Below are 24,380 nucleotides of genomic sequence, written 5' to 3'. Positions count from 1 at the left end.
ATCAGAGGTAGTTCACCAGACTCATTTTTTGCAGACGCGACGTGAGGCTGTATGCGATTTCAATCTGCTGCTGCAGCAGATCGAGGCGGGTCTTCGCCTCATAGGTATCGATCCCCTCAATATCCAGCAGATGCGTTTCGATGATCTTCTTCTGGGCTGCCAGCGAATCATTGGCCTTCGAAACGCGGCTTTCGGAAAGGCCGAGCTGGCTTTGCTGCTGGTTCAGGCCGCTGATGGCGGTGCCGATATTGGTCACCGATTTGGTCGCCACCATTTCGCGAACGCCGCTATCCACCTTTTCGTCGAGGAAGGTCATCGACGTCATCGCCGTCAGTGCAAAATAACGCATGCCCTGCGAATTGCTGTTGCTGGAGGTTTCCACGACCTCGTTCTGGCTGATGCGGCTCGTCATGTTGGTGTCGCTCGCCTTGGAGCCGAAAGTCGTCCAGAAATCGTAGTTCTGGCCGGCCGTCAGGCTGCTGTGGGGCGGGTTCGTTACCGTCGTGGTGCCGTTGAACACACCTTCGATATGGGTCATGAAGGCTTCGGCCTGGGTCTTGGACAGACCGGTGATATCGCCAACCGCCGGCGTCTGCGCCGCCATGAATGCGTTCAGCTCGGTCTCATAGGCTTCCTTCAGGGTAGACCCTTCAGCGAAATAGTCATCGACGGGCTTCACATCCGTATTGATGCCGGAAAACAGAAACTCGCCATTGACCGCCGTGTTGGCGAAGCTGGTGAAATTGTTGAAGGCATTCGAAATGGTTTTGGCAACCGTCGTCAGTGTCGGCGCTTCGCTGCTGGTGTTGGGGACAAGAACCTTCTGAATTTCCTGCGCGGCCTGCGCCATGCCGTCCAGCGCCGTCTGCGAGGATTTGAGGCGCTGCGTTGCAATCGAATTGACGCTGACCAGCGAAGAGATGCGGTCGATATCGCGATTGAGATCGAGGCTGCGGGCGGTGTTGGCGCCCAGCGTCACGCCGAGATCGGCATGCTTGCCCGTCGTCAGCTCGGTATTGAGATTGGTCATCTCGAGCTGAGCCTTGAGGATGGTGCTGCGCATGCTGTTCTGCATCGCCAGCGATGAAATGAATGACGTTTTCATCGTTTACCTCACCATGTCCATCAGGGACTTGAGCATTTCGTCAACGGTCGTCACCAGTTTGGTCGCGGCCTTGTAGGATTGCTCGATATCCATGAGCAGCGACAGTTCCTCGTCCAGGCTGACCGCCGTATTGTTCGAATAGGACGTGGCGGAGCGCTCATAAAGCGCGCTTTTCGCTTCGTTCGCAGAAGTCGCGCCGGAACGTTCCTGTTCGAGCCACCCCATCGAGTTGGTGCCGTATTTCAGGATGCTGGTATTCGTATCGATACGTGTCGACGCGGCAAAATTCATGGGCGCGTCGAAAGCAGTAACATAGCTGCGGATCAGCTCGGAGAAACCGGTTCCCCCCGACGCTGCGGTATTGATCACGTAATCGGTACCGTTGATACCGCCGTCGCGCAACAATTCCGGATTGCCACCTTTGGAAATAATTAACGCCGGGTTGACGGTAATGCTGGCCGCGAGCCCGGGAGAGACAATCCCGTCTGCCGGAATGGTCGTCGCCGCCGGCGAGCCGTAGGTGAAGAGACCCGGCATATCCGGCAGGCCGCTGGTCGCGTCGGCCGGCTTTTCCGCAAACATGGTGATGAGGCCGCGGGCGATTTCGTCGAGTTGGCTCTGCATCGTCGGCGCCAGATCGTCACGAACCTGCATCAGGCCCTGAAGCGACCCCTCAGACGTCGTGTTGCTGCCGCTTCCTGCCTTCAGCGCTACGCCATCGACATAGATTGCGTTGCCCGTGGTCGTCGCATCATAGCCCGGCTGCGTCTTGAAGGTGACGCTGCGAGGTACGATTTCGAACAGCGTCGCACCATCCGTCGTATAAAGCGCCACATCGTTGTTGGGACGATTGACGACATTGATGCCGATGATGGAGGAAATATCCTTCAGAAGCGTCTCGCGCTGATCGAGAGCGTCGCTTGGATCGCCGCCGATCGCCGTCTGCGCCTTGACCTCGTTATTGGCTTCCTCGAACTTCGCAAGCAGCCCGTTCAGCTTGTCGACCTGAAGGGCGATTTCCTTGTCGGCGCGCAGACGCATCGCCTGCAATTCGTTCGAGGCCTTGTTCAGGGAACTGGCGACATCGGTGGCCGAGGTAACGGCCGTTGCGGCCAGAGCGGCATCGCTCGGCTTGGCGGCGTAAGCGTCCAGGCTCTTCAGCAGTTCCTTCATGTAGGTGGCCGGCGAACTCTCATAATCGTTGCCGCCGAAAATGCTCTTCATTTCCTCAAGACCGGTCAGAACCGTGCTCTGGCCGGAAGCAAGAGAAGAGCTGGAAATCGTCTGCCTGAGAAGACTTTCATTCTGGGCACGGCCGTTGGAGACGATACTCGCTCCAGCCATGGTCGTGCCGAGAATGGCGGTTCGCTTGACGTAGTTAGCATTGCCGACATTGGCAATGTTCTTGGAGGTAACGTCCGTCTGCTTACCTGTATTATTGAAAATCGACTGCGCAGTATTCATTGCTGACGTGAGCGACATTCATCTGTCCTCGTGAGAAGTATTATCTCTTCAGATTGATCAGGACGTCCATCAAATCCGATCCAGTCTGGAAGACTTTCGAATTCGCTGTGTAGATACGCTGGGATTCAATCATGTCGGTGAGTTCGCTGGCGATATCGACGTTCGAGCCTTCCAGCGCGCCCTTCTGGATGTAGCCGAAGCTACCCGTCTGCGCGAAGCCGATGGTGACGACACCCGACTCGTTGCTCGGCAGATAGACGTTACCGTTCTGCGGGCTGAGATTGTCGACGCTCGGCACCGTGGCCAGCGCCAGCTGGTAGATATTGCGGCGACCGCCATCCTGATAGACCGCCGTTACCAGGCCGTCCTTACCAATTTCGACGTCCTTGATCTGGCTTGGGCCGTTACCGTTCAGAACAGCGGTGCCAGGCGTGAACTTCGAGGAGAACTGGGTCATCTGCGACAGGTCGATCTCGATCGCCTGCGCCACGCCGCTGTTACTGTCGTTAATCGTGATCGAGCTATCCGATCCGCTGGTGAGCTTGTTGGTCGCAGGATCGAAGGTCAGGGTGACCGTTTCCTTGACGAGCGTAGCCGGTGCGGTTGCCGTATAGGGGAAGCCGCCATCCGTTGACTGATCCTGACGATAAACCGACACTTCCCACTGCGGATTGCCAGACGCATCGTTGTCAATGCGCGTGTAATAGAAGTCGTAAAGAACCTTGGCACCGCCGCTGTCGAACGCCGTCAGCGACGTCTTGCTGCCCACCGTCGACGTCGCGACGTTGTCACTTGGACGCGATCCCGCAGCAACGATTGCCTCATCACGATTAAGGTTGGCCGGGAAGCTGCCCTGCGTGGAAGGCGATGCCGTCAGTCCGAAGTTGTTGACGTTAATTGCCTCGAGACCCGTAAATCCGTTGACGACCGCGGCCGGCGGGTTGGCGCCGTAAGGGTAACCCATCAGCTGGAAGCCCGCCGCATTCTCCAGATATCCTTCCGCGTTCTTCACAAAGGAACCGGCGCGGGTGAGGTAAGGCGTGCCTGCACCGTCCTGAACCACGAAGAAGCCGTTGCCCTGAATGGCAAGGTCGGTGCTCGAGGTGGTGTAGGAGAGGTTGCCCTGCTCCGAAATGCTGTAGCGAACGTTGGACTGCACGCCGCCGGACGCATAGCTGCCCGACGAGGAGGGCAGAACGAGCGAGGAGAACGACGTCGAAGCGCGCTTGTAGCCGGTGGTGCTTGCGTTGGCGATGTTGTCGCCCACGGTGCCCAGCTTGTTCGCCTGCGCATTCATGCCGGACACACCGGTTCGCATAGTGCCGAAAATACTCATTCAAAAACCCTCGTGGTCATCTTTCAGGGAGAAGGTAAAGCGTTTGGCTTGCGTGAAGCTGTCGGAAATACCGCGTTTGAAAAAGACCACGCGGGTCAATGAAAATCATTGCCAATCAATGCTGTAGCCGAGGAAACGTTTGGAATCGACCGGATCGTAGCCAAGCTTCTTGCGCAGCTTCTTGCGCAGCTTGCTGATGTGGCTTTCGACGACGTTTTCTTCGACGTCGTCATCGAAGATGCCGTAGATGGCGTTGAAAATCTGCGCCTTGGAAACGCGGCGTCCGCGATTGGCGATCAAATATTCGAGGATGCGGCGCTCACGGCGCGGCAAGGGGAACACTTCACCACCCACTTCCGGGTCGCGGCCGTCGGAGAAAACCCGGATCGGCCCGGCATCGGTGAAGTTCGAGATGACCTGCAATCGGCGACGGATCGCCGCCGCACGTGCAAGGATTTCACGGGGGTGCACCGGCTTGCGCACGACATCGTCGACGCCGCTGTCGAAAAGCGCCAGCGTCGATTCCAGCGAGGGCTGGTCGCTGACCGCGATCACCGGGGCCGTCGTGCGATCCCTGATCGCCTTCGGCAAAGAAAAGCTCCGGTCGCCCTGGCCGATCAGGAAGGCTTCCACAGCCGCAAGATCGCTTTCCGCCGCCGTCGAGACCCACTCCCCGAATTCGACCGGATCGAACCCGGTCGAGGGAATGCCCTCACGCCCAAATAGAGATGTATAGCCGTCTTTAACGAGCTCGCGCTCATCAACCACTACGATCATTCGTCCGCCTCCGAATCAGTGTGGTGTTTTCCAATGAGGCATTGGTACGAATCGGGCGATTCAGGGACAACTGTAGGAAATCATCGATAGATATTAATAATTGATTAACCATTTTGTGCCGATTTGATCTATATATAGTGGGTATTAACCATATATGGCACAAAATTTTTGTGTAGAAATTTCAAAATTCCGAAAAAACCGCTTGAAGTGCCTTTTTTCGATCAATCTATCGCCACATTTCAAAATACGAGTCCCGCGGCGCCTTAAAGCAATTTCAGGTTGTTAACCGTCGCAGAAATTTTTCGCGTTGGCGGTCCATTTTCCGTAGCCCGTCGCCACCAGATTGGCGATGACACGGCAGACATATTTCTTCTGCGCCGGGTCATTGTTGGGGCCGGCATGATAACGGGCGACTGCCATGGTCCAGGTTTCATGCCTGTTGTGGAGGTTGCGCAGAAACATGGCGGCATATTCCACATTGCGGCGAGGATCGAACATTTCCCGTGCGGATGCGAAGTTTTCGCCATGGAAGTAATGATTTATCTGCATGCATCCGAGGTCGATCAGCTTGGCGCCGTTGCGCTTCGCCGCCTCAAAAGTGGTCAAAGCCTCCTCGGTGGAGGAGGCAAATACCGGTTTTCCCTCGATATTCATGGCGTTGGGGTCGAGACGCCCCTTGCGGCCCGTTTCGGTCAGCCCCACCGAATAGAGAATTCCCTCCGGCACGCCATATTTGCGTGCCGCCGACTGGATCTCTCTTTCACAGACACCTGACGTTGCCGAAGCGGACGCGTTCTCAGAGGTAGACGCCATTGTCAGCAGAAGAGCGGGCAGAGCCAGAAACGCCATCCATGCCTTCATTATGCACCCCCAAATTATCGCCATTGCCTTGCCGCTCGCCCCGTGCTCCGGACTCGTCACGGTTGCGCCCGGCGGCGGCCTGCTGACCCTGCTGCTGCGCCTGCTGATTTTGCTGATTGTTGCCTTGTGTGCCCGTTTGGTCACTCTTGTCGGAAGAAGCGATGCTGATGGTGATGTTATCGACCGTCAGACCCTGCGCCTTGAGACCATCGAGGATGCTCTTGCTGTCTTCCTGGAGCTTTTTATAGGCCGCAACACTCTCCACCGTCATGTGAACGGCAAGCTCGTCACCGGCAAGCCGCAGCGACATTGTCACCGATCCAAGCTCGATCGGCGTCATATGCAGCTTCAGCGTATGGACGACCTTGCCGGTGCTGCTCTGAGCCGCCGCATTGGAGAGCGACGAACCGGGCTGCATGGCGCTCACCCATTCCGGATCGTTGACGATCAGGCCGGTCAGGGCCGACGCGTTGGTCGAGGGCGCCAGGCCGATGAACCGCCGCGAATCGAGAACCGTTATGGTGTCGGCCGCCTTGCCGGTGCTTTCGCGTGCATCGAACTCGACACGGCCGTCACGCTGAACGGTGCTCATATCCAGAGCCCGCGCCGCGCCTGATCGCGGAGACGAAAAACGGAATGCCGAGGCATCCCCCTCGTTTTCCGAAGCAGAACCCGCCTCATTACCGGCTGGTGCGATCCCTGTCGGCATGTCCTTGACCGAATGCTCGACCTTGCCCCGGACAGGTTCAGCGCGGTCTGATTTCACCGCGTCGGCCTTGCCGGCAATCGCCTGTGCAATTTCCTCAAGCGGTGTCTTGGCCGTCGCCATATCGGCGGCATTGGCGCTCACCAGCTGCAGTTCCGCCAGCTTCGGATCGATCGTATCGTCCGTCACCTCGGCGTCCTTGTCGGCGTCGTCCTTGAGCTTCTTGCCGGTCTTGCCGTTTTCCGGCGTCGTGCGGGCCGTTTTCACGGCGTTTTGAAACTCGGCCACCGTCTCCTGGGCACGACCTTCGCCGGCATGCTCGTTGACGATCACATTGAGAAATGTTGCGGGCCGCTTGACCGGGACATCCATCTTTTCCGCCTCGCCATCGGGCTGCGCCTGCTGCTCTTCAGCCGGGTTCTCGTCCTGCTGATGCCGCGAATGCAGCGCCTGCGGCGGGCGCTCGTCCCGAACCGTGGAAAGGGCATCGCCGAAACTGCCGCCCTTGGCGTCGTCCCTGACGCTGGCGGTGCCGGCGCGCGGATCGGATGGCGGCGCATTCATTATCGCATTGATGGCTGCGTCGATCATGGGGCCCCCTCGCCTTTCTTCAACAGGCTGTCGATTTCATCGAGCTTGCTGCGACCGCTCGTCACGAGTTGCCGCACGTTGTCGCCCTCATCGTCAGCCTTCTGGGTTTCGACCCGCCATATGCTTCTTGCATCGGCAGCGTTCGCTTCGTTTTCGGGCGCATTCCGCCCGGTCTCCTTCGTGGCCGCAGTGTCAGCCTCGATGCCGGACTGCGGGGAAGGAGGACGAACCACCTGCTCGGCAATCGCCCTTGCCGCCTCCCGCAAGGCCCTGTCCCGATCCGAAAGCTGCGCTTCGGGAATCTGCCCTATTGTCTCGATTGCGCTCACCACATCGGGCGTGCCGATGTTGGAAAGGCTTTCATAGAGATTTGCCTGTACTTCCGGCTCACCCGGCAGCGCAGGAGACAGCGCCTTTGCCTTCAAAGCCGCCATGCGCGCCAGCGAATCCTTGCCGCTGATCGCCGCGAGGCGGGAAAGCCGTAGATAGGCTTCCTTCTGCCTCTCTGTATCCATCATGGCGAAGGTTTCCTGTATCGCCTCCTTCCCGATGGAATCGGCGCGCTTGACCACCAGCGAGACCAGAAGGTCCGCAAACTGGCTGGCATAGGGCGAATGCAGGAACCGCCGCGCATAACGCTGCGCATATTCGACGCCGCGTGCCGCATCGCCGTCCTCGACCGCGATGGCGAGCGAACGGCGCAATGCGGCCTCCTCGACGATGGTACCCGGCGCTTCGAGCCGGGCGATATCGTAAAAACCAAGCGCCGCCAGCGGATCGCGCGGGATCGTCACATTGCCGCCGATCAGCGCCAGATAAGCGCCAATCCGCTTGCCGCGATATTCCGGCACCATGGCCGCAATGCTCTGCGCGACAAGCGTTCCCTTGCCGGAGAGGTATTTGCGCAGGATATCGGCAACGCGGCTATCGAAATTGCCATCGACATCGCGCGCGACCAGCAGTTCCAGCGTGGCCGGATTGCCGCCGCTCATCGCATAGATGAGCGCCGCATCGACATTGCGCGGATCCTTGAAGATCGCCGAAGGCGCGCTCTTCAGCCGCTCATCGATGGTCTGGAGTAGAAACCGCTGCATTTCCGAAGCGGAATGGTCGCCCATGGCGACCGAATCCTGCACGAATTGCAGTGAGCGCAGCATGGCATAAGGCATGAGATTATCTTGCGACTGCGAAAACGCCCTGCCCGGCTCGGAGCCGAGACCGCAAAGCGTCGCCGCAAGAAGAAGCCAGCGTTTCGAGGTTTTCGTCACACTCACCCCCGATCGGCCTCAAGCAGAATTTCGATGCGGCGGTTAGCGTCCGCCAGAGGGTCCGCCGGCACCTGCAATCTGCGGTCCGCAAAACCCGAGACCTGCTTTACCCGCTCTTCCGACAGGCCGCCGCGCACCAGCATGTAATAGGCGCTATGGGCGCGATCCATGGAAAGCCGCCAGTTGTCATTGGCCTCGCCCTTGAACTGCCGTCCGTCGGTATGGCCGCGTATCACCACGCTGCCACCGCGCTCCTGAAGCAGTTTGCCGATTTTTTCCATGGCCAGAACCATTTCACGCCGGGGAACGGCCGATCCGATATTGAACATCGGCGTTTCCGTCTGGTCGGAAATGGTGAGCAGCAATCCGCCTTCGGCCGGCGTCACCACCAGACCTTCGGAAAGCTTGCCGGTAATGCCCGATATCTGCTTCTCGATCTCCTCGCGCAGCGTGTCGGCCTTTTCCCACTCGGCATCGCTGGCCTTTTGCTCTGCATCGCTCGCCTGGCGCGGCTCATCCGGCTTTGGCTGCGCAAGCGCTGCCTGCTCGGCGGCATCCGGACGCTGCTGCGGCACAACGGCGGCGACTTCCATCGGTTTGCCGTCTTCCGCCTTGTCGGCCGGTGTCTCGGACGCCTTTAGTGCGACCGCCTGGGCGTTTTCGGCCGCATCCTCCTGCTTGTTCTCGACGACTTGCTGCTGTTCAACCGGTTTCTGCGGCTGATCGGCGCGGGTGATTTTCACCTGCTGGGTCCAGAAATCGGGATCGAACGGATCGCGATAGGCTTCACCGCCGCTAGCGCCCGTCGCCGGGCCGGAATCGGCGGCGCCGCCCTCGCCCTTGGCGCTGACATTGGCCTGCTGGCCCACCTGCTGGGCGATTTCCGCCAGCACGGAATAGGGATTTTCGAAAAAGTCCGCTTCGGAGAAGTTCGACTGTTCACCGGTCTGCGAGGTCAGGTCTTCGCCCGTCGCGGCGGCCGAGCCTTTGGTGACTTTTTCCGCCTGGATGTTGGACTGGTCCTTCTTCTGGACGCCCTCTTCCTTGTCCACCGGCTTTTCCAGCCCCTTGGACGAGGGTTTCTCATCGGACAGCTTGATCGGGTTGAAATAGCTGGCGACCGAGGCCTTTGTTTCCTCGTTGGCGGCATTGACCAGCCACATGACGAGGAAGAACGCCATCATCGCCGTCATGAAGTCGGCATAGGCGATTTTCCACGCGCCGCCATGGGCGCCGTCATGCCCGCCCTTGTGGCGCTTGACGATGATGATCTCGTTTTTACCGTGGTGGTGATTTTCGCCTTCACTCATTTCATCACCTTGCGAAGACTGGACGCCCAGGCGGACATGCGCGTCACGAACACGCTTTCACCCAACTCGACGGAAAGATCGATATCGGTGGTCTCGGTAAATTTCATCGTTTCTTCTTCAAAGCCGGGCTGTATCTTCAGCCGCTCGAACAAATCTTTCGGGCCTTTCACGACAAGCGTGACCCCTTCTCCATCCGGCATGGCGCTACGCACCACATCCGCCAGCGCCGAGACCGCCTTGAGCGACAGCTTTTCCGTCAGGACCGGAGCAAGGATATTGGCGGTCTGTTCGCTGAGATTGGCCGCAATCGCGTCGATACCCTGGCGCAGACCATGGGACAGGGAAGCCGCGATTTCTTCGAGATGCCCCGAACGCAGGGCCTCCAGCTCGGCCGCATGGGCCGCGATCAGCTCTTCCCGCTCCGCCTGCATCTTCTCGGTGATCTCGCGGGTGGCATCTTCGCGGCCGCGGTCATAGGCCGCCTGTTTCTCGCTCTCCACATCGACCGGAGCAAATTCGTCGAAACCGGAAGCGCCATCGGAAAAACCGGACAGGAAATCCGTATCGGCCAACGGGTCGCCGAAGGCCTGCGCCGCCGGTTGCGGTTGCGCTTCACCGAAGTCCTTGAGAAACCGTGCAATGGACGCGCTCATGCCTGCCCCCGGCAAAACAGGAGAAAGGAGCCAGACATGTTTCGTTGCCCGCGCGAATCGCAAAAGCCTCGCCGCATTTCCGGACGGAAAACCGGGGTCCACTTTTCCTGGAAATGCTCTAAGCCGTTTGGCGGCACCACCGTCATCCTTGCTACCCTGCCCGTCTCTTCCACGTTTCCCGGCCGGATCACGCCATGCGATCCGCCCCATATTGACCCGACGTTAGGTGTTCAAACTTGTGCGAGGATGAAGGCGGGCTCGATCAGGAAGCCTGCGCCCATTCATCCCCGCGCGCCCACGCCGGCCAGACCCGTTACTTGAAGAGCTGGAGGATATTTTCCGCATTGGCGTTGGCGATGGAGAGCGCCTGGATGCCGAGCTGCTGCTGCGTCTGCAACGCTTTCAGCCTGGTCGATTCCTCGTTCATGTCGGCATCGACGAGACGGCCGATGCCCTTGTCGATCACATCCATCAGGCTGGAAACGAAGTTATCCTGCATGCTGATGCGGCTCTGCAGCGAACCCAGGCTGGAAGCCGTGCTGGTCATTGCCTCAAGCTGCCCGTCGACGAAGGACATCATCATGTCGATGGCGTCTGCGTCGGTATAGGTCGTGCCGCCGCCGGCAAAACCGCCCATGGCCGCGGCAACGACATCGAGATTGCCGAGATCGAGGGTGGATACGGAAAAACCGAGGGAACGATCGGCGGAAGCCGTTCCGCTGCCGGTATCGTAAAACCAGTCGTTACTGCTGGTGTCGCGATAGGCGGGAGAAACGGTGGTGCCGCCGCTCGACGGATTCGTCCCCGTCACCTTGACCCACACATTTTCGGCAAGGCGGAGATAGTTATCGGTGCCGTCGCTATAGACATTCGGATCCGTATTCGTATCCGTCGTCGCGGCATTCAGCGCGCCGATTTCTGCGTCGGTGAGCTTCGGTACGACGTAACCCGTCTCCGTCGCTGTGCCGGCGGTCGTCGAGGTCTGGGTGACTTCATATTCCGTCTTGCTGACGAAAACGGCGTTTTTGTCGAGAATACCGAGCTTTCCGCCACTGAGGTCGAAAAGGACGGTGCTGCTGTCGAGCGTGTAATCAACGGTCGTGACCCCGACATTGCCCGAGCCTGTGCGGGTGAAGGATGCAACAACCTTTTTGGTGATCGATTCTTCAACCGGCGGCGTGCCACCGTTGCTGATACTGGCCTGCAGCCAGTTTTCACCCGAGAAGGAGGCCGATTCGGAGATGCTCTTCAGCTGTTCCTGAAGCTGCTTGATTTCATCCTGAATCTTGCTGCGGTCAGCGCCCACGCCATAGGCGGCGACGAGCTTGGCCTTGATCTGTTTGACGACCTCGATCGTGCTTTCAAGCGCGTCATAGGCGGTATCGACTTTGGCGGCGCCCAGACCCAAAGCATCCTGCACGGCCGAAAGCGCATTATTGTCGGAGCGCATCGTCGTCGCAATGGACCAGTAGGCCGCATTGTCCGCCGCAGTCTCGACACGATAGCCGGAGGACACGCGCGCCTGCGTCGTTTCCAGATTCTTGTCGATCATCCGCAGGGTTTGCAGCGCGGCCATCGCCGCCGCATTGGTCAAAATGCTGGTCATGGGGTCCACCCAACTCAAAATTTAAGAAAAAATCCGGCGCTGTGCCGACAACGAGCAGGGGCATCATGCGCATCGGCAATGGCCTGAACCGACCACCGCGACCTGCCGTTCGTTAACAAATCGTTAATGCGATAGGTAACAAACAACGGGACTGATTTGCAAGGCGTTCCTCGCTTTCGCAGCCGGGTTTCGCATAAACCGGCAGGCTTCAGGCAAGCTCGGGTTAAAACGCACCGGAACGAGGCCGTTGCGCCCGCGATTTCGGCGCGCGCAACGGACATGACGGAAATAGGCAGCGGGTGATCCGGTTAAGCCGCTTCGCCCTGACGGGTGGGCACGAATCGGGCAGCCGACAGGCTTTTCCGAAGAAACTCGGTGTTTTCGTCCGGATTTTCGGAAGGGTTCTGAAACGAGACGTGATTGATCTCGATCGCCGCATGTTCGTTGGCGAGCGTCAATCGCGCATAGACCGTGGCGCCCTTCGGCTTCAGTTCGAGATCGAGGACGATCTCCGGCGCGCCTTCCCATTCGAGCTTGTATTCGCCGCCGGCGCCGAAATTGATCGTACCGGGATGATAATAAAGCTCCGCAGCCGAGGAAACGAGATCGGCGATACTGCCGTAGCACTCGAATCGGAGCAGCGAAATCAGGTCGGCCGGGTCTAACAATCGAAGTTCGGTGGCGATCGGGTTGATCGCCTCTGCGACGATCATTTCCCGCTGTTCGGAATAGGCGGATTTTTTCATTGGTTTTATTGAACCCGTATTTTCGATGACTTCATGGCGTAAACCCGGTGAACGAGCTCAGCCACAGCCTTGTAAAAGACTGGTGGAATCACACTATCTACCGAGACTTGCGCAAACATGGAGCGTGCAAGCGGCGGGTCTTCAAAAACGGGGATATCGTTTTCTTCCGCAATCTCGCGGATTTTCAATGCGATAAGGTCCTGACCCTTGGCGACGACAACAGGTGCGTCGCCTTCTTCGCGAACATAACGCAGCGCCACCGCAAAGTGTGTCGGGTTGGCGATGACAAGTGTGGCGCGCGGCACATTGTTGATCATGCGGCGGCGGGCACGGTCGCGGGCGATGGAGCGCTGCCGGGATTTGACCACGGGGTCGCCCTGCGACTGCTTGTATTCTTCCTTCACCTCATGCTTCGTCATTTTCAGCTGGCTGAACCAGTGGTGGCGCGTCCACAAAACGTCGACGGCGGCGAGCAGCGCGGTCGAAAGCAGAATCACGACCATCATCTTTTTGACGATCTCGACCACCCGGACGAAAATCACCTGCGGATCGGAGAACATCAGATCGATGAGACTGTAAAAATCGCCACGCAGGGCAAAGAACATGATGACCGAAACGATCATGATCTTGAATACCGATTTGCCGAATTCCACGAAACCCTGCTTGCTGTAGATGCGCGTGAAGCCCTTCGCCGGCGAGACGCGCGACCATTGCGGACGCACCCGCTCAAGCACCGGCGACGGCAGGTTCTGAAAAAACGACGAGGCGAGCCCGAAGACGATGAACATGATCATCGCCGGCATGAGCAGATAGGCCATCGAGGTGCCGAGAAAATACAACAGCGACAGGGCATCCGGCCGGGTGCTGAGGTCCCACTGTTCGGGCTGGCCGAACAGGTCCTTCAATGTGACGCCAAGCCGACCGGCGCCATCGGGCAGGAAGAAGACCAGGTAACAATAAAAGGCAAGCGACGAGGCAAAGATCGGCACTTCGCGGGAAAAGGGAAGATTGCCCTTTTCCGCCGCATCGCGGAGTTTTTTCTCCGTCGGGGCTTCTGTTTTACTGTCCTTGTCCTGATCGTCTGCCAAGGCACGTCCCCGGGATCAAAAAAAGGCCCGCCGATCCCGGCAGGCCGTCATTCCCGAAACTAGCGTCCGTGACCGGCCATCGCAATGGCCGCTTCCGCCGTAAGGGCGGGTTATCAACCGGCTTCCGCTCAAGCGGCGGCCGGTTGTTCCTCCGCGGAGGCTTCCTTCAGCTGGATCTGGCCGGAATTGGCGAGCCGGATCGCTTCCTGCGCGACGGCGCGGCGTGCGATCGCCACTTCGCGGGTGTTGATCGAGGCCTGCGGCACCGCAAGGTCCGATTCGATCATGCGGCGCTGGCGCGGGCTGATGCTGGAGAGCACGCATTCCTTGATTTCCATCGTAGCGCCGCGCAGCGCCATCGTCAGAACATCCGCCGAAACATCGTTGAGCAGCAGGACGCGGCTGCGCTGCGGCATGAACATGAGGTCGTCGAAGAGGAAGATCTTCGGCTTGACCTTGTTTGCGGCTTCCTTGCTGAGCGTCTCGAGCGAGCTGAGCAGCGTATCGACCTGCGGCTTGTCCAGTTCGTTCATCAGATCGGCAACCTTCGTGGAACCGCCGGCATTACGCTCGGCTTCGATTTCGTTGATGAGGTTGACCACACGCTTCTCGATGATCTGGGCAGCCGTGGGGCTGACTTCCTTCATGTTGACGGTGCGGTTCATGATATCGGCGCGCTGCTCTTCCGGAATGGTCAGGAGAACCTTGGCACCGAAGGACGAGGGCAGCATGGAGAGAATATAAGCGATGGTCTGCGGATGTTCGCGCAACAGGAACTTGCCGACGAATTCCGGCTCGGCTTCCTGCAGGCGGTCCCAGATGGATGCTTCATAGGCCTGGAAGGCCGCGCGGCGCCCGAGAAGGCTGTCCACCTCTTCAGGGGTCAGGCCCTCTTCGAGAATGCTTTCGATTGCCTTGGCATTGTCCATCAGACCCGTTCCTTCGGTGAACAGGTCTTCGAACTCGGCTACGATCTGGGCAAGCTCATCGGGAGGAATGACGCGCAGGGTCTGGGCCGAGGAAATGATCATCTGCAATTCGTGCTGCGTGAAAAACTTCAGCAGCTTGCCGGCGACGCCCTTGCCCATGGCAAGAAGCACCGCGGCCGCCTTGTCGGCCTGAGACAACGGTTTCCCTGCCAGGGGGTTACCGAAATCCTCGAAGTCCATCATGGTCTTTCCTCTCCGTCCCCACAGGGATCAGGCTTTTCGCGTACTCAGTACTTCAATCAATTTTACGCCGAAGCGCGTATCGTCGTCTTCCAGAACCGTTATTTCACCGCGCGCAATACGGCGGCCATTCACCATGATTTCGACCGGCTCGCCGATCTTGCGGTCGAGTGCGATCGTCGCTCCTTCTTCAAGGCTCATCAGCCCCGAAACGAGCATTCTGCTGGTGCCGAGAACGATCTGGACATCGATCGGGATGTCCATGATCATTTCCATGTTTTCGGACAATCCGCTGCCAAGCGGCGCCTTCACGCCCGCAACTTGCGGGGCGGCGGCAAAATCATCCATCCCGAAATCGGCCGTTCCGCCACCGAAAGCGGAAAGGTCGGTATCCGTCGAAACCTCGTCCGTGCTTCCGAAATCGCCGAAGTCGCCGAAATCGGAGAGCGAACCTTCCGCATCCGTCTTGAGGACGCCACGCAGATCGCCGATAGCCTGGTCGAGGTCGCCGCCGTCTTCAAACGACGGCAGCGCCGCATCATCGGTCACAGGTGTTTTCTTCGTAGCCATGCGCTGATTATTCCCTTTGAAACTTGCGTCAGCCTGCCCAAATCCCCGAAGGCCGGGCAGGATTTTAACCCATCAAATGTCGTAAGATCTCGTCGTCCGTGCTGACATTGTTCTTCACCCGAACCATGTAGCGGTCGCCGGACTTGCCGAATTCGCAATTATAGAGCTTGGAACCGTTGGCGCTGACCTCGACGCCGATGTCGTCCTGCTTCAGAGCCTGGAACGGAATGACGTCGCCGGCCACCAGCCTGGAAATTGTCCTGAGCGTCAGCGTTTCGAGCTTGATGCGCGCCTCGAGCGTGACCTGCGATCGCTTCACCTGTTCCGAAATCATCTCCATCCATTCCTCCTGCTTCTTCAGCGCCTGGGCTGAAGCCTTGGGGGCAACGATGGAGGTCTTGAGCAGGGGTCGTTGCGGCACGATCAGCGAGAATTCCGACGATACCTTGCCGATATCGATCTTCAGGCGGATGGTCACACCGTAAAGGCCGGCGATCATCTCGTCGAAGGCGCTTTTGCCGTTGGAATTGAAGGGCGGATCGATGGCCGCCTCAAAACCGCCCGGCGCGTTGACACCGGAGCGCAAAACCCCGGCGATGCGGCCAAGAACCATGGCCGCGAGGTCGAGCTCGATATGGGACAGGCTGCGCTCGTCCGGTTCGCCGATCATGTCCGGCGACGCGCCCAGCATGCGCTCCATGAGCGCGATGACAAAGCCGTTGCCGACCGTCATCATGAAATTGGGGCACCAGTTGCGCAGGGAACAATCGGCAACCGCGACATTCTTCCCGACATTGGCGATGAGATCGGTCATCAGTCCCGATTCGGAACCGACATATTCGACGTCGATCGCGATGCCGGTCTCGCTGTGGAAGATATCGGGCAGGAATTCGCTGTAGAGATGGCCGATATCGGAGCCGATCCTGGCGATCGTCTTGCGGTCGGACAACCCTCCCGTCAATTTTGCGAGCAGGGCGGTGTCGATGGCGGGTGCTTGTTGCGCTGCAGCTTTTGCCATCGTCATGCCGCCTTGTTTTCGCCGCCGGGGTTCATCATCTCCTGTTCGACGGCGTCAATCGACGGCCGCTCGTAGTTGGAGATGGTCTTGCGGCCGTATTCGAGCGCGACCTGCGGCACCGAGCCGTTCATGTAGGCGATCAGCGTCTGCTTGACGATGATGTAGAGGCGGTGCTGCTTGGTGCGGACGATCTTGACCTGCGACGCGAGCGGATTGCAGATCGAATAGGACAGGATGATGCCGAGCATGGTGCCGACGAGTGCGGCGCCGATCAGGCCGCCCAGCACTTCCGGCGATTCGTTGATCTTGCCCATGGCCTTGATGACGCCGAGAACCGCCGCGACGATACCGATGGCGGGGAAGGAATCGCCCATGGTGGTGATCGCGTGATAGGGTTTCAGCTTGTCGTTCAGGATGGTCTCGATTTCCTCATCCATCAGCGCCTCGATTTCGTGGCTGCGGGCGTTGCCGATGATGATGAGGCGGACATAGTCACAGATGAACGAGGTCAGTTCCTTGTTTTTCAGAACCGAGGGCGCGCTCTGGAAGATCGAGGATTCTTCCGGATTGTCGATATGGGCCTCGATCTCGTTGCGCGATTTCGTGCGCAGATCGCGCATCAGCGAATAAAGTACGCCGAGTACGTCGAGATAGTTTCGCTCCTTCGGGACCGAATGCTTGAAGGCCTCGCCGAGCGCCTTGCCCGAGTCCTTCACGACCTTCATGGGGTTCGCCATGATGAAGCCGCCGAGACCGGCGCCGCCGATGATCATCAATTCGAACGGCTGAATCAGCACGTCCAGATGACCGCCCATCGCCATATAGCCGCCGATGATGCAGCCGAAGGTGATTATAAGTCCAATTACAATATTCATTGATCGACCACGCCCGAACAGTGTTCCATGCCGCCATGTCTAGAAAATGTGGCTTGCGTGAACCTGTCCGCAAAGCCTCTCCCGCCCTGCTGCCTCCAGCCAGTTTCGCACAAGCAAGCCACGGCACTATGCCGGCAAAGGCGGACGTGCGCCTTGAGATCGGGATCAAACGAGAGCGGCGGTTCAGTGACTTCCACCTACACCAGCTACAGACTGATCAGTCAGGATATCGGCAAATCGCTTGAGCGGGTGTCGGAGCAGCCCGACGTGGCGCGCGAGACCGAATATTATCGCGCGAAGATCGGCGATGTGAAATCCATCGACGACTTCATGGCCGATACGCGCCTTTACAATTACGCGCTGAAGGCCCACGGGCTCGAGGACATGGCCTATGCGAAGGCCTTCATCCGCAAGGTGCTGACGGAAGGCACCTCGGACAAGGACGCCTTCGCCAACAAGCTTTCCGACAGCCGTTACGCGGATTTTGCGAAGTCGCTGGATTTTGCCGGCCTGGGGGCTGCGGCAACCTCCACCGACGCCGCCAAATCGGGCGTCATCGGCAAATACACCCGCCAGACGCTGGAACAGGAAGCGGGCGACGACAATAACGGCGTCCGGCTCGCCCTTTATTTCGAACGCAAGGCGTCAACCATCACATCCGGCCTCGACTTTCTGGCGGACGATGCGCTCGCGCAGGTGTTTCGCACGGCCTACAACCTTCCCGACGAGTTTGCCGCCGCCGATGTCGACAAACAGGCGGCGCTCATCGAAAAAACCATCGATATCAAGGATCTGCAGGATCCCGAAAAGGTCGGCAAGCTGCTCGAGCGTTTCACCATCATGTGGGAAATGCAAAACCCCTCGACGACCTATGACCCTCTCGCCGTTTTCGGCTCCTCCAGCGGCTACGGCATTTCCCCCGACCTGCTGATCTCCATCAACTCCCTGAAACTCGGAGGCAAATGATATGCAATCCGGACTATACGTCGCCCTGTCCTCGCAGATCGCGCTGGAGCGCCGTCTCACCACCATTTCCGACAATATGGCGAATGTGAACACGGTCGGCTTCCGCGGCTCCGAAGTGAAATTCGACGAAATGGTCGCCAAGAACCACAATGACATGAATGCCCGGGTGGCCTTCGTTTCGCAGGGCAACGACTACCTTTCCACCCGTCAGGGCGCTTTCGAACAGACCGGCAATTCCTTCGATTTCGCCATCAAGGGCGATGCCTGGTTCTCGCTGGATACGCCCGACGGCCAGATTCTGACCCGCGACGGCCGTTTCACCATGCGTCCGGACGGCGCGCTCATCTCCTCGAACGGTTATCCCGTTCTCGATGCCGGCGGCGGTCCGATCCAGCTCAATCCGAATGGCGGCCCGATCACCGTCGGTCTCGACGGAGCCATCCGGCAGAACGAAAACATCGTCGCTACCCTCGGCATCTTCCAGGCGGATTTCTCGCAAGGGTTCCTGCGTCATCCCAATAGCGGCGTGAAGCCGGTGGCCCAGCCGGTTCCGGTGGTCAACAATCATGAAGTCGGCGTCGTTCAGGGTTATCTCGAACAGTCTAACGTCAACGGCATTTCCCAGATGACGCAGCTCATCCAGGTCAACCGCGCCTTTGAAAGCATCTCCTCGCTGATGCGCGATACCGAATCGACCTTCGGCGAAGGCATCAAGACGCTTGGCGGCGCGCGTTGAGGAACTGAGTAATGACAATGCCGGAATCCATGCTCTCGGCTGACGCCATTTCACCGAAGCTTGCACAGCTCGCCAGCCTTGCCGGGCATTATGCCGATCCGGAGTTTTCGGTGGCGCATGGCGGCCATGTCCGCACCATCGCTGCCGGGCACTATACGGTGTCCGGCCTGTCACGGCATGTGCGACTCGGAGAATTCGTCGCCCATCGCAGCGCGACCGGTATTCATCTCGGTGAAGTGGTGCGCGTGGAACCGGATATCTGCTATGTCTGCCCCATCGAGCCCGGCGAGCCGATCGGCATTCACGACACCGTCATCCGCAAGGGCGCCTTCCGCGTCTCGCCCGACGACAGCTGGTGCGGACGCACCATCAATGCGCTCGGCGAACCTATCGACGGCCAGGGTCCGCTGGCCTCCGGCATCGAGCGCCGTTCGATTTCAAACAATGCGCCACCCTCGATGACGCGCAAAAGGGTGGAAACGCCTTTCAAGACCGGTGTACGGGCAATCGATATCTTCTCGCCGCTTTGCCTCGGCCAGCGCCTCGGCATTTTCGCCGGTTCCGGTGTGGGCAAATCCACGCTGCTGTCGATGCTCGCCAAGGCAGACGCCTTCGACAAGGTGGTGATTGCGCTTGTCGGCGAACGCGGCCGTGAAGTGCGCGAATTCATCGAAGACACGATGGGCGAGAATATGAGCAAGTCCATCGCCGTCGTTGCGACAAGCGATGAGAGCCCGATGCTGCGCAAGATGGCGCCGCTTTCCGCCGTCACCATCGCCGAACATTTTCGCGATCAGGGCGACAATGTCCTTCTCATCATCGACAGCGTGACGCGCTTTGCCCATGCCATCCGCGAAGTGGCGGTCGCTTCGGGCGAGCCGCCGGTGGCGCGCGGCTACCCGGCCTCGGTCTTCACCGAACTGCCGCGCCTTCTGGAGCGGGCGGGACCGGGCGCGGAAGGCACCGGCACCATCACCGCCATCGTCTCCATTCTGGTGGATGGCGACAATCACAACGACCCGATTGCGGATTCGACCCGCGGTATTCTCGATGGCCATATCGTGCTCGACCGCAGCCTTGCCGAAGAAGGCCGTTACCCGCCGATCAACCCGCTCGCCTCGATCTCGCGTCTCGCCAAGAAGGCCTGGACGCCGGATCAGGAAAAGCTGGTGTCGCACCTCAAGGCGCTGGTGCATCGCTTCGAGGAAACGCGCGATCTTCGCCTCATCGGCGGTTATCGGCCTGGAACCGACCCCGATCTCGACATGGCGGTGAAGCAGGTTCCAATCATCTACGAGACATTGAAGCAGCTGCCGGACGAACCGGCGGCACAGGATGCCTATGCTGATCTTGCGACCGCCTTACGGAACGGAGCGCAGAACGGTCAGCCGCAGGTAACCCCAAGAGCGAGAGGCTGACCCGTGAAGAAAAAGCGGAACAACGATAGCCACGATGAAGACGTGCTGCCCAGGCCGATTTTCTTCACGCCCGACCGTATTCTGGCATGGACAGGCATCACGCTTGCCGCTGCAGCAGCATTTTTTCCGTGGTACGTGTTCTTCAACGAGGAAAAATTCGGCATGAAGGTGGCGGGCGGCGACCGCACCCGCGATCTGCCCCATACCGGCCCGCGGGAAGTCTTCAGCGTCTCGCCGATGGCCATGACCAACCGCAACAAGGAAGACACCCCGCCGCCGGCGGATCTGCCCGACATGCTGACGACGGCGACCGTGAACGCTGGCGGCAAGGAAAAACAGAACAATCTGGCAGCCGGGATCGAGGATCAGCCCTTCCCCGGCCAGACCTCCTTCCGTCTGCTGCATGTTTCCAACGGCCGCGCCCTGATCGAGGACGGTTCGGGCATGTATATGGTGAGGGTCGGTTCGACCCTGCCGGACAATGCGTTGCTGACGAAGATCGAACAGCGCAATGGCGAATGGCTGATCGAGACCTCTTCCGGCAAGACCTACTATCCGGAAAAGTAGTCAGATCGACCTCGGGCCTGAGGTCATCATCGAATTTCGCTGAAAACTCGGCATACGAAAGTGCCCCCAAGGGCCGGATCCGGGGGCCGCAAACGTCTCAAACGACGTCAGGCGATCTACTTCTTCTGATTGCCCGCAAAAGCGGCCGTCAGACCAAGGCCGATGTAAACGAAGCCGCTAACCCAGCGTTCAGCCTTCAGATAGGCGGGACTGCGCTTCAGCCAGTTGCCGGCCGTGCCGGCAGCAAGTGCGTAGGTGCAATCCGTCAGAACACCAATCACCGTGTAGAGAATTCCGAGAAAGGCGATCTGCATTGCCATATGGCCACGATCGACCTCAACGAACTGCGGCAGGAAAGCCAGAAAGAACAATGCGGTCTTCGGATTGAGGAGATTGACGATGAAGCCCTCACGAAAGATGCGCATGCTGCTTCGCTTCGGCAAACCGCCCTCTACGTCGGGAATGTCCGACGACCCGAGGAGCTTCTTGAGGCCAAGCCAGATCAGGTAGGCCGCGCCCGCATATTTCACCACGCTGAAGGCAAGCGCGGAGGATGCCAAAAGCGCCGAGAGCCCAACGGCGGCGGCGACGACGTGAACAAGTGTGGCGGTATGAATACCAAGGATTGAAACGAGGCCGGCAGAACGGCCCTGCTCGACCGAGCGCGCAAAGATGTAAAGGACTGCCGGGCCCGGCACAAGAAGCAGCACCAGCGTGGCGCTGACGAACAGGCCGAGATTGGCTGCGCTGGGAATTACCAAATCCATGATTGCTCTCCTCCATTTCCCTCTACCGTAGCGATAGCACCGGACTATCTCCAAGGCGAGATATAAAGCTGCTTCAGCAAGCACCTCGCCCCATGCCTGTGAGTTTCCACCCTGGGCCGGCATGACCTCGGAATTTAAACATTCACCGCAGGGGCTTCGGGTGCGGTGTCGATTGAGGCTTCCCTTTCTGGGTTTCCGGCAGGCCATTTTTCCTCCCCTTCCTGCCCTTGCCATCGCCTTCTCCCCTCCCCGCAAGTCTGACGCAAGATTAGCCCCGTAGGTTCGGGCCATACGAGATGGAGAAGTCTATGCAACCGATTCAACTGTTCGATCTGGCATCCCGCCAAGCGGAATGGCTGAGCGTGCGGCAGGAAGTCGTGGCGACCAACATCGCCAACGCCAACACACCCAAGTTCCGCGCCAAGGATGTCAGCCCTTTCGAAGCGGTCATGCAGGCCACCAGCCAGCAGGTCGGCATGGCGAGGACCAACCCTGCCCACTTCGGCGAGAGCACCCTCAGCGACAATATCGCGGTGCGCGACAACCCGGTCAATAACGAGATCGGCATGCAGGAATCGGGCAATTCGGTCGCGCTTGCGGAAGAAATGACCAAGACCGGCGAGATCAAGCGGCAGTACGAGCTGAACGCCAATCTCGTCAAATCCTTCCATCGCATGATGCTGATGACGGTTAAGAGGTAAGCCATGGATCCCTTGAGTGCGGCGAGCAAGATTGCCGGCAGCGGCCTGGAAGTGCAGTCCACGCGACTGCGCATCGTCTCCGAAAACATCGCCAACGCCAGATCGACCGGCGACACCCCCGGCGCCGACCCCTATCGCCGCAAGACCATCACTTTCGGTTCCGAGCTCGACCGCGTCAGCGGCGTGGAGCGCGTAACGGTGAAGAAGCTCGGCGTCGACCGTGGCGATTTCGTCAACGAATACGATCCCGGCAATCCGGCCGCCGACAGCAACGGCATGGTGAAGATGCCGAACGTCAACATCCTGATCGAAATGGCGGACATGCGCGAAGCAAACCGCAGCTACGACGCCAATCTTCAGGTCATCCGCCAGACACGCGACCTCGTCGCCTCCACAATCGACCTTCTGAAGGCATCGCAATGATCGACGGTATCAAGCAAGTCAGTTCCCTTTCGCTCACCCGCGGCGCAAGCGGCATATCCTCGCTGACGGAAAGCGTTTTCGGCAGCGAGCAGACGACGCCCGCCCAGCAGACGGGCGCAAGCTTCGCCAGCGTTCTCGGCAACGTGTCGGTGGATGCGATGAACAATCTGAAGAAGGCGGAAGTCGCTTCCTTCGAAGGCATTCAGGGCAAGGCGAATACGCGTGAAGTGGTCGATGCCATGCTTTCGGCCGAACAGTCGCTGCAGACCGCCATCGCGCTCCGAGACAAGATCGTGTCGGCCTATCTCGACATTACCAAGATGCAGATCTAGCCCAGCAGGAATATTGACATGAGAGCTCTTGCCATCGCTGCCACCGGTATGGACGCCCAGCAGACCAATCTGGAAGTCATCGCCAACAACATCGCCAATATCAACACCACCGGTTACAAGCGCGCGCGTGCGGAGTTCACCGATCTTCTTTACCAGACCGAGCGCATGCAGGGCGTACCGAACCGGGCCAACCAGGCGATCGTGCCCGAAGGCGCCAATATCGGCCTCGGCGTGCAGACCTCGGCCGTGCGCAACATCCACACCCAGGGCAACCTGATCGAGACCGGCAACAAGCTGGACGTCGCGATCATCGGCCAGGGCTGGTTCCAGATCGAGGCGGCGGACGGTTCGACGCTCTACAGCCGCGCCGGCGCCTTCAACAAGAATGCCGACGGCAATCTGGTGACGATCGATGGCTATAACGTCATTCCAAACATCAATATCCCGACCGATGCACAGGACATCACCGTTACCCGCACGGGCCAGGTGACGGCCCGTATCGGCAATGCCACGGAATTCACCGAACTCGGCCAGCTCACCATCGCCAACTTCGCGAACGAAGCCGGCCTGAAGCCGCTCGGTGACAACCTCTTTGCCCAGACGCCGGCCTCCGGCGACGCGGTGATCGGCGTGCCTGACGATCCGAGCTACGGCTACATCAAGCAGTCCTATCTCGAAGGCTCGAACGTCGACGCCGTCAAGGAAATCACCGACCTAATCACGGCGCAGCGCGCCTACGAGATGAATTCCAAGGTCATCACCACCGCTGACGAAATGGCTTCGATTGTCAGCAAGAACCTGAAGTAAGAACGGAAAGGCAGGCGAACATGAGGTTTGGCCGGAAACATAGCAGCAGCAGAACGGCGCTCGTCCGTATATGCCTTGCGTCTGCCTTTTCACTGGGCGCCCTGACGCCCGCTCTTGCCCAGGCGCCGATGGCGCTGGTTCCCACCCGCACGATCTATCCAGGCGAGACGATCACGCCCGAACAGGTGAAGCCGGTGGAAGTGACCAATCCCAATATTTCCTCGGGTTATGCGAGCGATATCAGCGAAGTGGAAGGCATGATCTCCAAGCAGACCCTGCTTCCCGGACGCACGATCCCCGTTGCCGCCCTGCGCGAACCCTCGCTGGTGGTGCGCGGCACCAGCGTCAAACTCGTCTTCACCATCGGCAACATGACGCTGATGGCTTCGGGAACGCCGATGACCGACGGCTCGCTCGGCGAAATCGTGCGGGTGCGCAACATCGATTCCGGCGTCATCGTCAACGGCACGGTCATGAAGGACGGAACCATTCAGGTGATGGCGAAATGAGAGTGCTTCGT

Annotated in this window: 26 protein-coding genes; 9 read left to right on the top strand and 17 right to left on the bottom strand. The window is 59.2% G+C overall.

Features of this window, described 5'->3' with window-relative positions; all coding sequences use genetic code 11:
* Position 1 precedes the first annotated feature (1 nt).
* From O3W47_RS18745 to motA, 16 genes are all read right to left on the bottom strand, one after another.
* Positions 2-1,105, bottom strand: a complete 1,104-nt coding sequence (locus tag O3W47_RS18745; protein ID WP_137002900.1) for a flagellar hook-associated family protein — start codon at positions 1,103-1,105, stop codon at positions 2-4.
* Positions 1,106-1,108: 3 nt separating this feature from the next.
* Positions 1,109-2,587 carry a flagellar hook-associated protein FlgK gene (gene flgK / locus O3W47_RS18740; RefSeq protein ID WP_065654447.1) on the bottom strand — a complete coding sequence of 493 codons (1,479 nt, stop codon included), beginning with the start codon at positions 2,585-2,587 and terminating at the stop codon, positions 1,109-1,111.
* A 22-nt stretch (positions 2,588-2,609) separates the two neighbouring features.
* Positions 2,610-3,905, bottom strand: coding sequence for a flagellar hook protein FlgE (locus O3W47_RS18735; RefSeq protein ID WP_127756363.1), 1,296 nt, complete (start codon positions 3,903-3,905; stop codon positions 2,610-2,612).
* Between the two features lie 105 nt (positions 3,906-4,010).
* Positions 4,011-4,682 (bottom strand): response regulator transcription factor, encoded by a 672-nt coding sequence (locus O3W47_RS18730; RefSeq protein ID WP_004432529.1) that lies wholly within the window; start codon positions 4,680-4,682, stop codon positions 4,011-4,013.
* Between the two features lie 282 nt (positions 4,683-4,964).
* The gene (locus tag O3W47_RS18725; protein ID WP_059760571.1) at positions 4,965-5,531 is read right to left on the bottom strand and encodes a lytic transglycosylase domain-containing protein; all 567 of its coding nucleotides are present in this window, start codon (positions 5,529-5,531) and stop codon (positions 4,965-4,967) included.
* Positions 5,479-6,840 carry a flagellar hook-length control protein FliK gene (fliK, locus tag O3W47_RS18720; protein WP_269314360.1) on the bottom strand — a complete coding sequence of 454 codons (1,362 nt, stop codon included), beginning with the start codon at positions 6,838-6,840 and terminating at the stop codon, positions 5,479-5,481. The genes O3W47_RS18725 and fliK overlap by 53 nt, the downstream gene beginning before the upstream one ends.
* Positions 6,837-8,114 (bottom strand): chemotaxis protein MotC, encoded by a 1,278-nt coding sequence (motC, locus tag O3W47_RS18715; RefSeq protein WP_269314359.1) that lies wholly within the window; start codon positions 8,112-8,114, stop codon positions 6,837-6,839. Before motC ends, fliK begins: the two co-directional genes overlap by 4 nt.
* Positions 8,111-9,418 carry a MotB family protein gene (locus O3W47_RS18710; protein ID WP_269314358.1) on the bottom strand — a complete coding sequence of 436 codons (1,308 nt, stop codon included), beginning with the start codon at positions 9,416-9,418 and terminating at the stop codon, positions 8,111-8,113. The genes motC and O3W47_RS18710 overlap by 4 nt, the downstream gene beginning before the upstream one ends.
* Positions 9,415-10,071, bottom strand: coding sequence for a hypothetical protein (locus O3W47_RS18705; protein ID WP_269314357.1), 657 nt, complete (start codon positions 10,069-10,071; stop codon positions 9,415-9,417). The genes O3W47_RS18710 and O3W47_RS18705 overlap by 4 nt, the downstream gene beginning before the upstream one ends.
* 313 nt (positions 10,072-10,384) lie before the next feature.
* On the bottom strand, positions 10,385-11,677 hold the full coding sequence (locus O3W47_RS18700; protein WP_269314356.1) for a flagellin N-terminal helical domain-containing protein: 1,293 nt from the start codon (positions 11,675-11,677) through the stop codon (positions 10,385-10,387).
* 308 nt (positions 11,678-11,985) lie between these two features.
* On the bottom strand, positions 11,986-12,423 hold the full coding sequence (locus tag O3W47_RS18695; protein ID WP_080817838.1) for a hypothetical protein: 438 nt from the start codon (positions 12,421-12,423) through the stop codon (positions 11,986-11,988).
* Positions 12,424-12,428: 5 nt separating this feature from the next.
* Complete coding sequence (gene flhB, locus O3W47_RS18690; RefSeq protein ID WP_269314355.1) at positions 12,429-13,511, bottom strand: flagellar biosynthesis protein FlhB; 1,083 nt, start codon at positions 13,509-13,511, stop codon at positions 12,429-12,431.
* A gap of 128 nt (positions 13,512-13,639) precedes the next feature.
* Entirely contained in the window at positions 13,640-14,683 is a 1,044-nt protein-coding gene (gene fliG, locus O3W47_RS18685) for a flagellar motor switch protein FliG (protein WP_020811423.1), read from the bottom strand.
* A 27-nt stretch (positions 14,684-14,710) separates the two neighbouring features.
* Positions 14,711-15,250, bottom strand: coding sequence for a flagellar motor switch protein FliN (gene fliN / locus O3W47_RS18680; protein WP_035263929.1), 540 nt, complete (start codon positions 15,248-15,250; stop codon positions 14,711-14,713).
* Positions 15,251-15,314: 64 nt separating this feature from the next.
* The gene (locus O3W47_RS18675) at positions 15,315-16,274 is read right to left on the bottom strand and encodes a FliM/FliN family flagellar motor switch protein (RefSeq protein WP_170985773.1); all 960 of its coding nucleotides are present in this window, start codon (positions 16,272-16,274) and stop codon (positions 15,315-15,317) included.
* Positions 16,271-17,143: a flagellar motor stator protein MotA gene (motA, locus tag O3W47_RS18670; RefSeq protein ID WP_004432509.1), complete on the bottom strand. Its 873-nt coding sequence runs from the start codon at positions 17,141-17,143 to the stop codon at positions 16,271-16,273. The genes O3W47_RS18675 and motA overlap by 4 nt, the downstream gene beginning before the upstream one ends.
* 186 nt (positions 17,144-17,329) lie before the next feature.
* Between motA and O3W47_RS18665 the strand changes: the two genes are divergently transcribed.
* From O3W47_RS18665 to O3W47_RS18650, 4 genes are read left to right on the top strand one after another with little or no spacing between them, the layout of a single operon-like run.
* Positions 17,330-18,109 (top strand): DUF1217 domain-containing protein, encoded by a 780-nt coding sequence (locus O3W47_RS18665; protein ID WP_004432508.1) that lies wholly within the window; start codon positions 17,330-17,332, stop codon positions 18,107-18,109.
* 1 nt (position 18,110) lies between these two features.
* Positions 18,111-18,845, top strand: coding sequence for a flagellar basal-body rod protein FlgF (gene flgF / locus O3W47_RS18660; protein WP_004432506.1), 735 nt, complete (start codon positions 18,111-18,113; stop codon positions 18,843-18,845).
* A gap of 11 nt (positions 18,846-18,856) precedes the next feature.
* Positions 18,857-20,263 carry a flagellar protein export ATPase FliI gene (gene fliI / locus O3W47_RS18655; RefSeq protein WP_269314354.1) on the top strand — a complete coding sequence of 469 codons (1,407 nt, stop codon included), beginning with the start codon at positions 18,857-18,859 and terminating at the stop codon, positions 20,261-20,263.
* Between the two features lie 42 nt (positions 20,264-20,305).
* Positions 20,306-20,830, top strand: coding sequence for a hypothetical protein (locus O3W47_RS18650; RefSeq protein WP_400156017.1), 525 nt, complete (start codon positions 20,306-20,308; stop codon positions 20,828-20,830).
* A 116-nt stretch (positions 20,831-20,946) separates the two neighbouring features.
* On the opposite strand, the gene O3W47_RS18645 is transcribed toward O3W47_RS18650, so the two are convergent.
* Positions 20,947-21,597, bottom strand: coding sequence for a LysE family translocator (locus O3W47_RS18645; RefSeq protein ID WP_127756371.1), 651 nt, complete (start codon positions 21,595-21,597; stop codon positions 20,947-20,949).
* 308 nt (positions 21,598-21,905) lie between these two features.
* Here O3W47_RS18645 and flgB point away from each other — a divergent pair, with 308 nt between their 5' ends.
* The 5 genes from flgB to flgA are packed head-to-tail and all read left to right on the top strand — an operon-like array spanning position 21,906 to position 24,369.
* Positions 21,906-22,298: a flagellar basal body rod protein FlgB gene (flgB, locus tag O3W47_RS18640; protein ID WP_004432502.1), complete on the top strand. Its 393-nt coding sequence runs from the start codon at positions 21,906-21,908 to the stop codon at positions 22,296-22,298.
* 3 nt (positions 22,299-22,301) lie between these two features.
* On the top strand, positions 22,302-22,721 hold the full coding sequence (flgC, locus tag O3W47_RS18635) for a flagellar basal body rod protein FlgC (RefSeq protein ID WP_004432501.1): 420 nt from the start codon (positions 22,302-22,304) through the stop codon (positions 22,719-22,721).
* Positions 22,718-23,053, top strand: a complete 336-nt coding sequence (locus O3W47_RS18630; RefSeq protein WP_080817849.1) for a flagellar hook-basal body complex protein FliE — start codon at positions 22,718-22,720, stop codon at positions 23,051-23,053. Before flgC ends, O3W47_RS18630 begins: the two co-directional genes overlap by 4 nt.
* A gap of 18 nt (positions 23,054-23,071) precedes the next feature.
* The gene (gene flgG, locus O3W47_RS18625) at positions 23,072-23,860 is read left to right on the top strand and encodes a flagellar basal-body rod protein FlgG (RefSeq protein ID WP_004432499.1); all 789 of its coding nucleotides are present in this window, start codon (positions 23,072-23,074) and stop codon (positions 23,858-23,860) included.
* 20 nt (positions 23,861-23,880) lie between these two features.
* Positions 23,881-24,369 (top strand): flagellar basal body P-ring formation chaperone FlgA, encoded by a 489-nt coding sequence (gene flgA / locus O3W47_RS18620; RefSeq protein ID WP_059760559.1) that lies wholly within the window; start codon positions 23,881-23,883, stop codon positions 24,367-24,369.
* Positions 24,370-24,380: the final 11 nt, after the last annotated feature.

Origin of the sequence: Agrobacterium sp. LMR679 (assembly GCF_027157905.1) — a bacterium.
In the GTDB taxonomy this organism is placed as follows: Bacteria; Pseudomonadota; Alphaproteobacteria; order Rhizobiales; family Rhizobiaceae; genus Agrobacterium; species Agrobacterium leguminum.
This window is presented reverse-complemented; position numbering and strand designations above follow the sequence as displayed.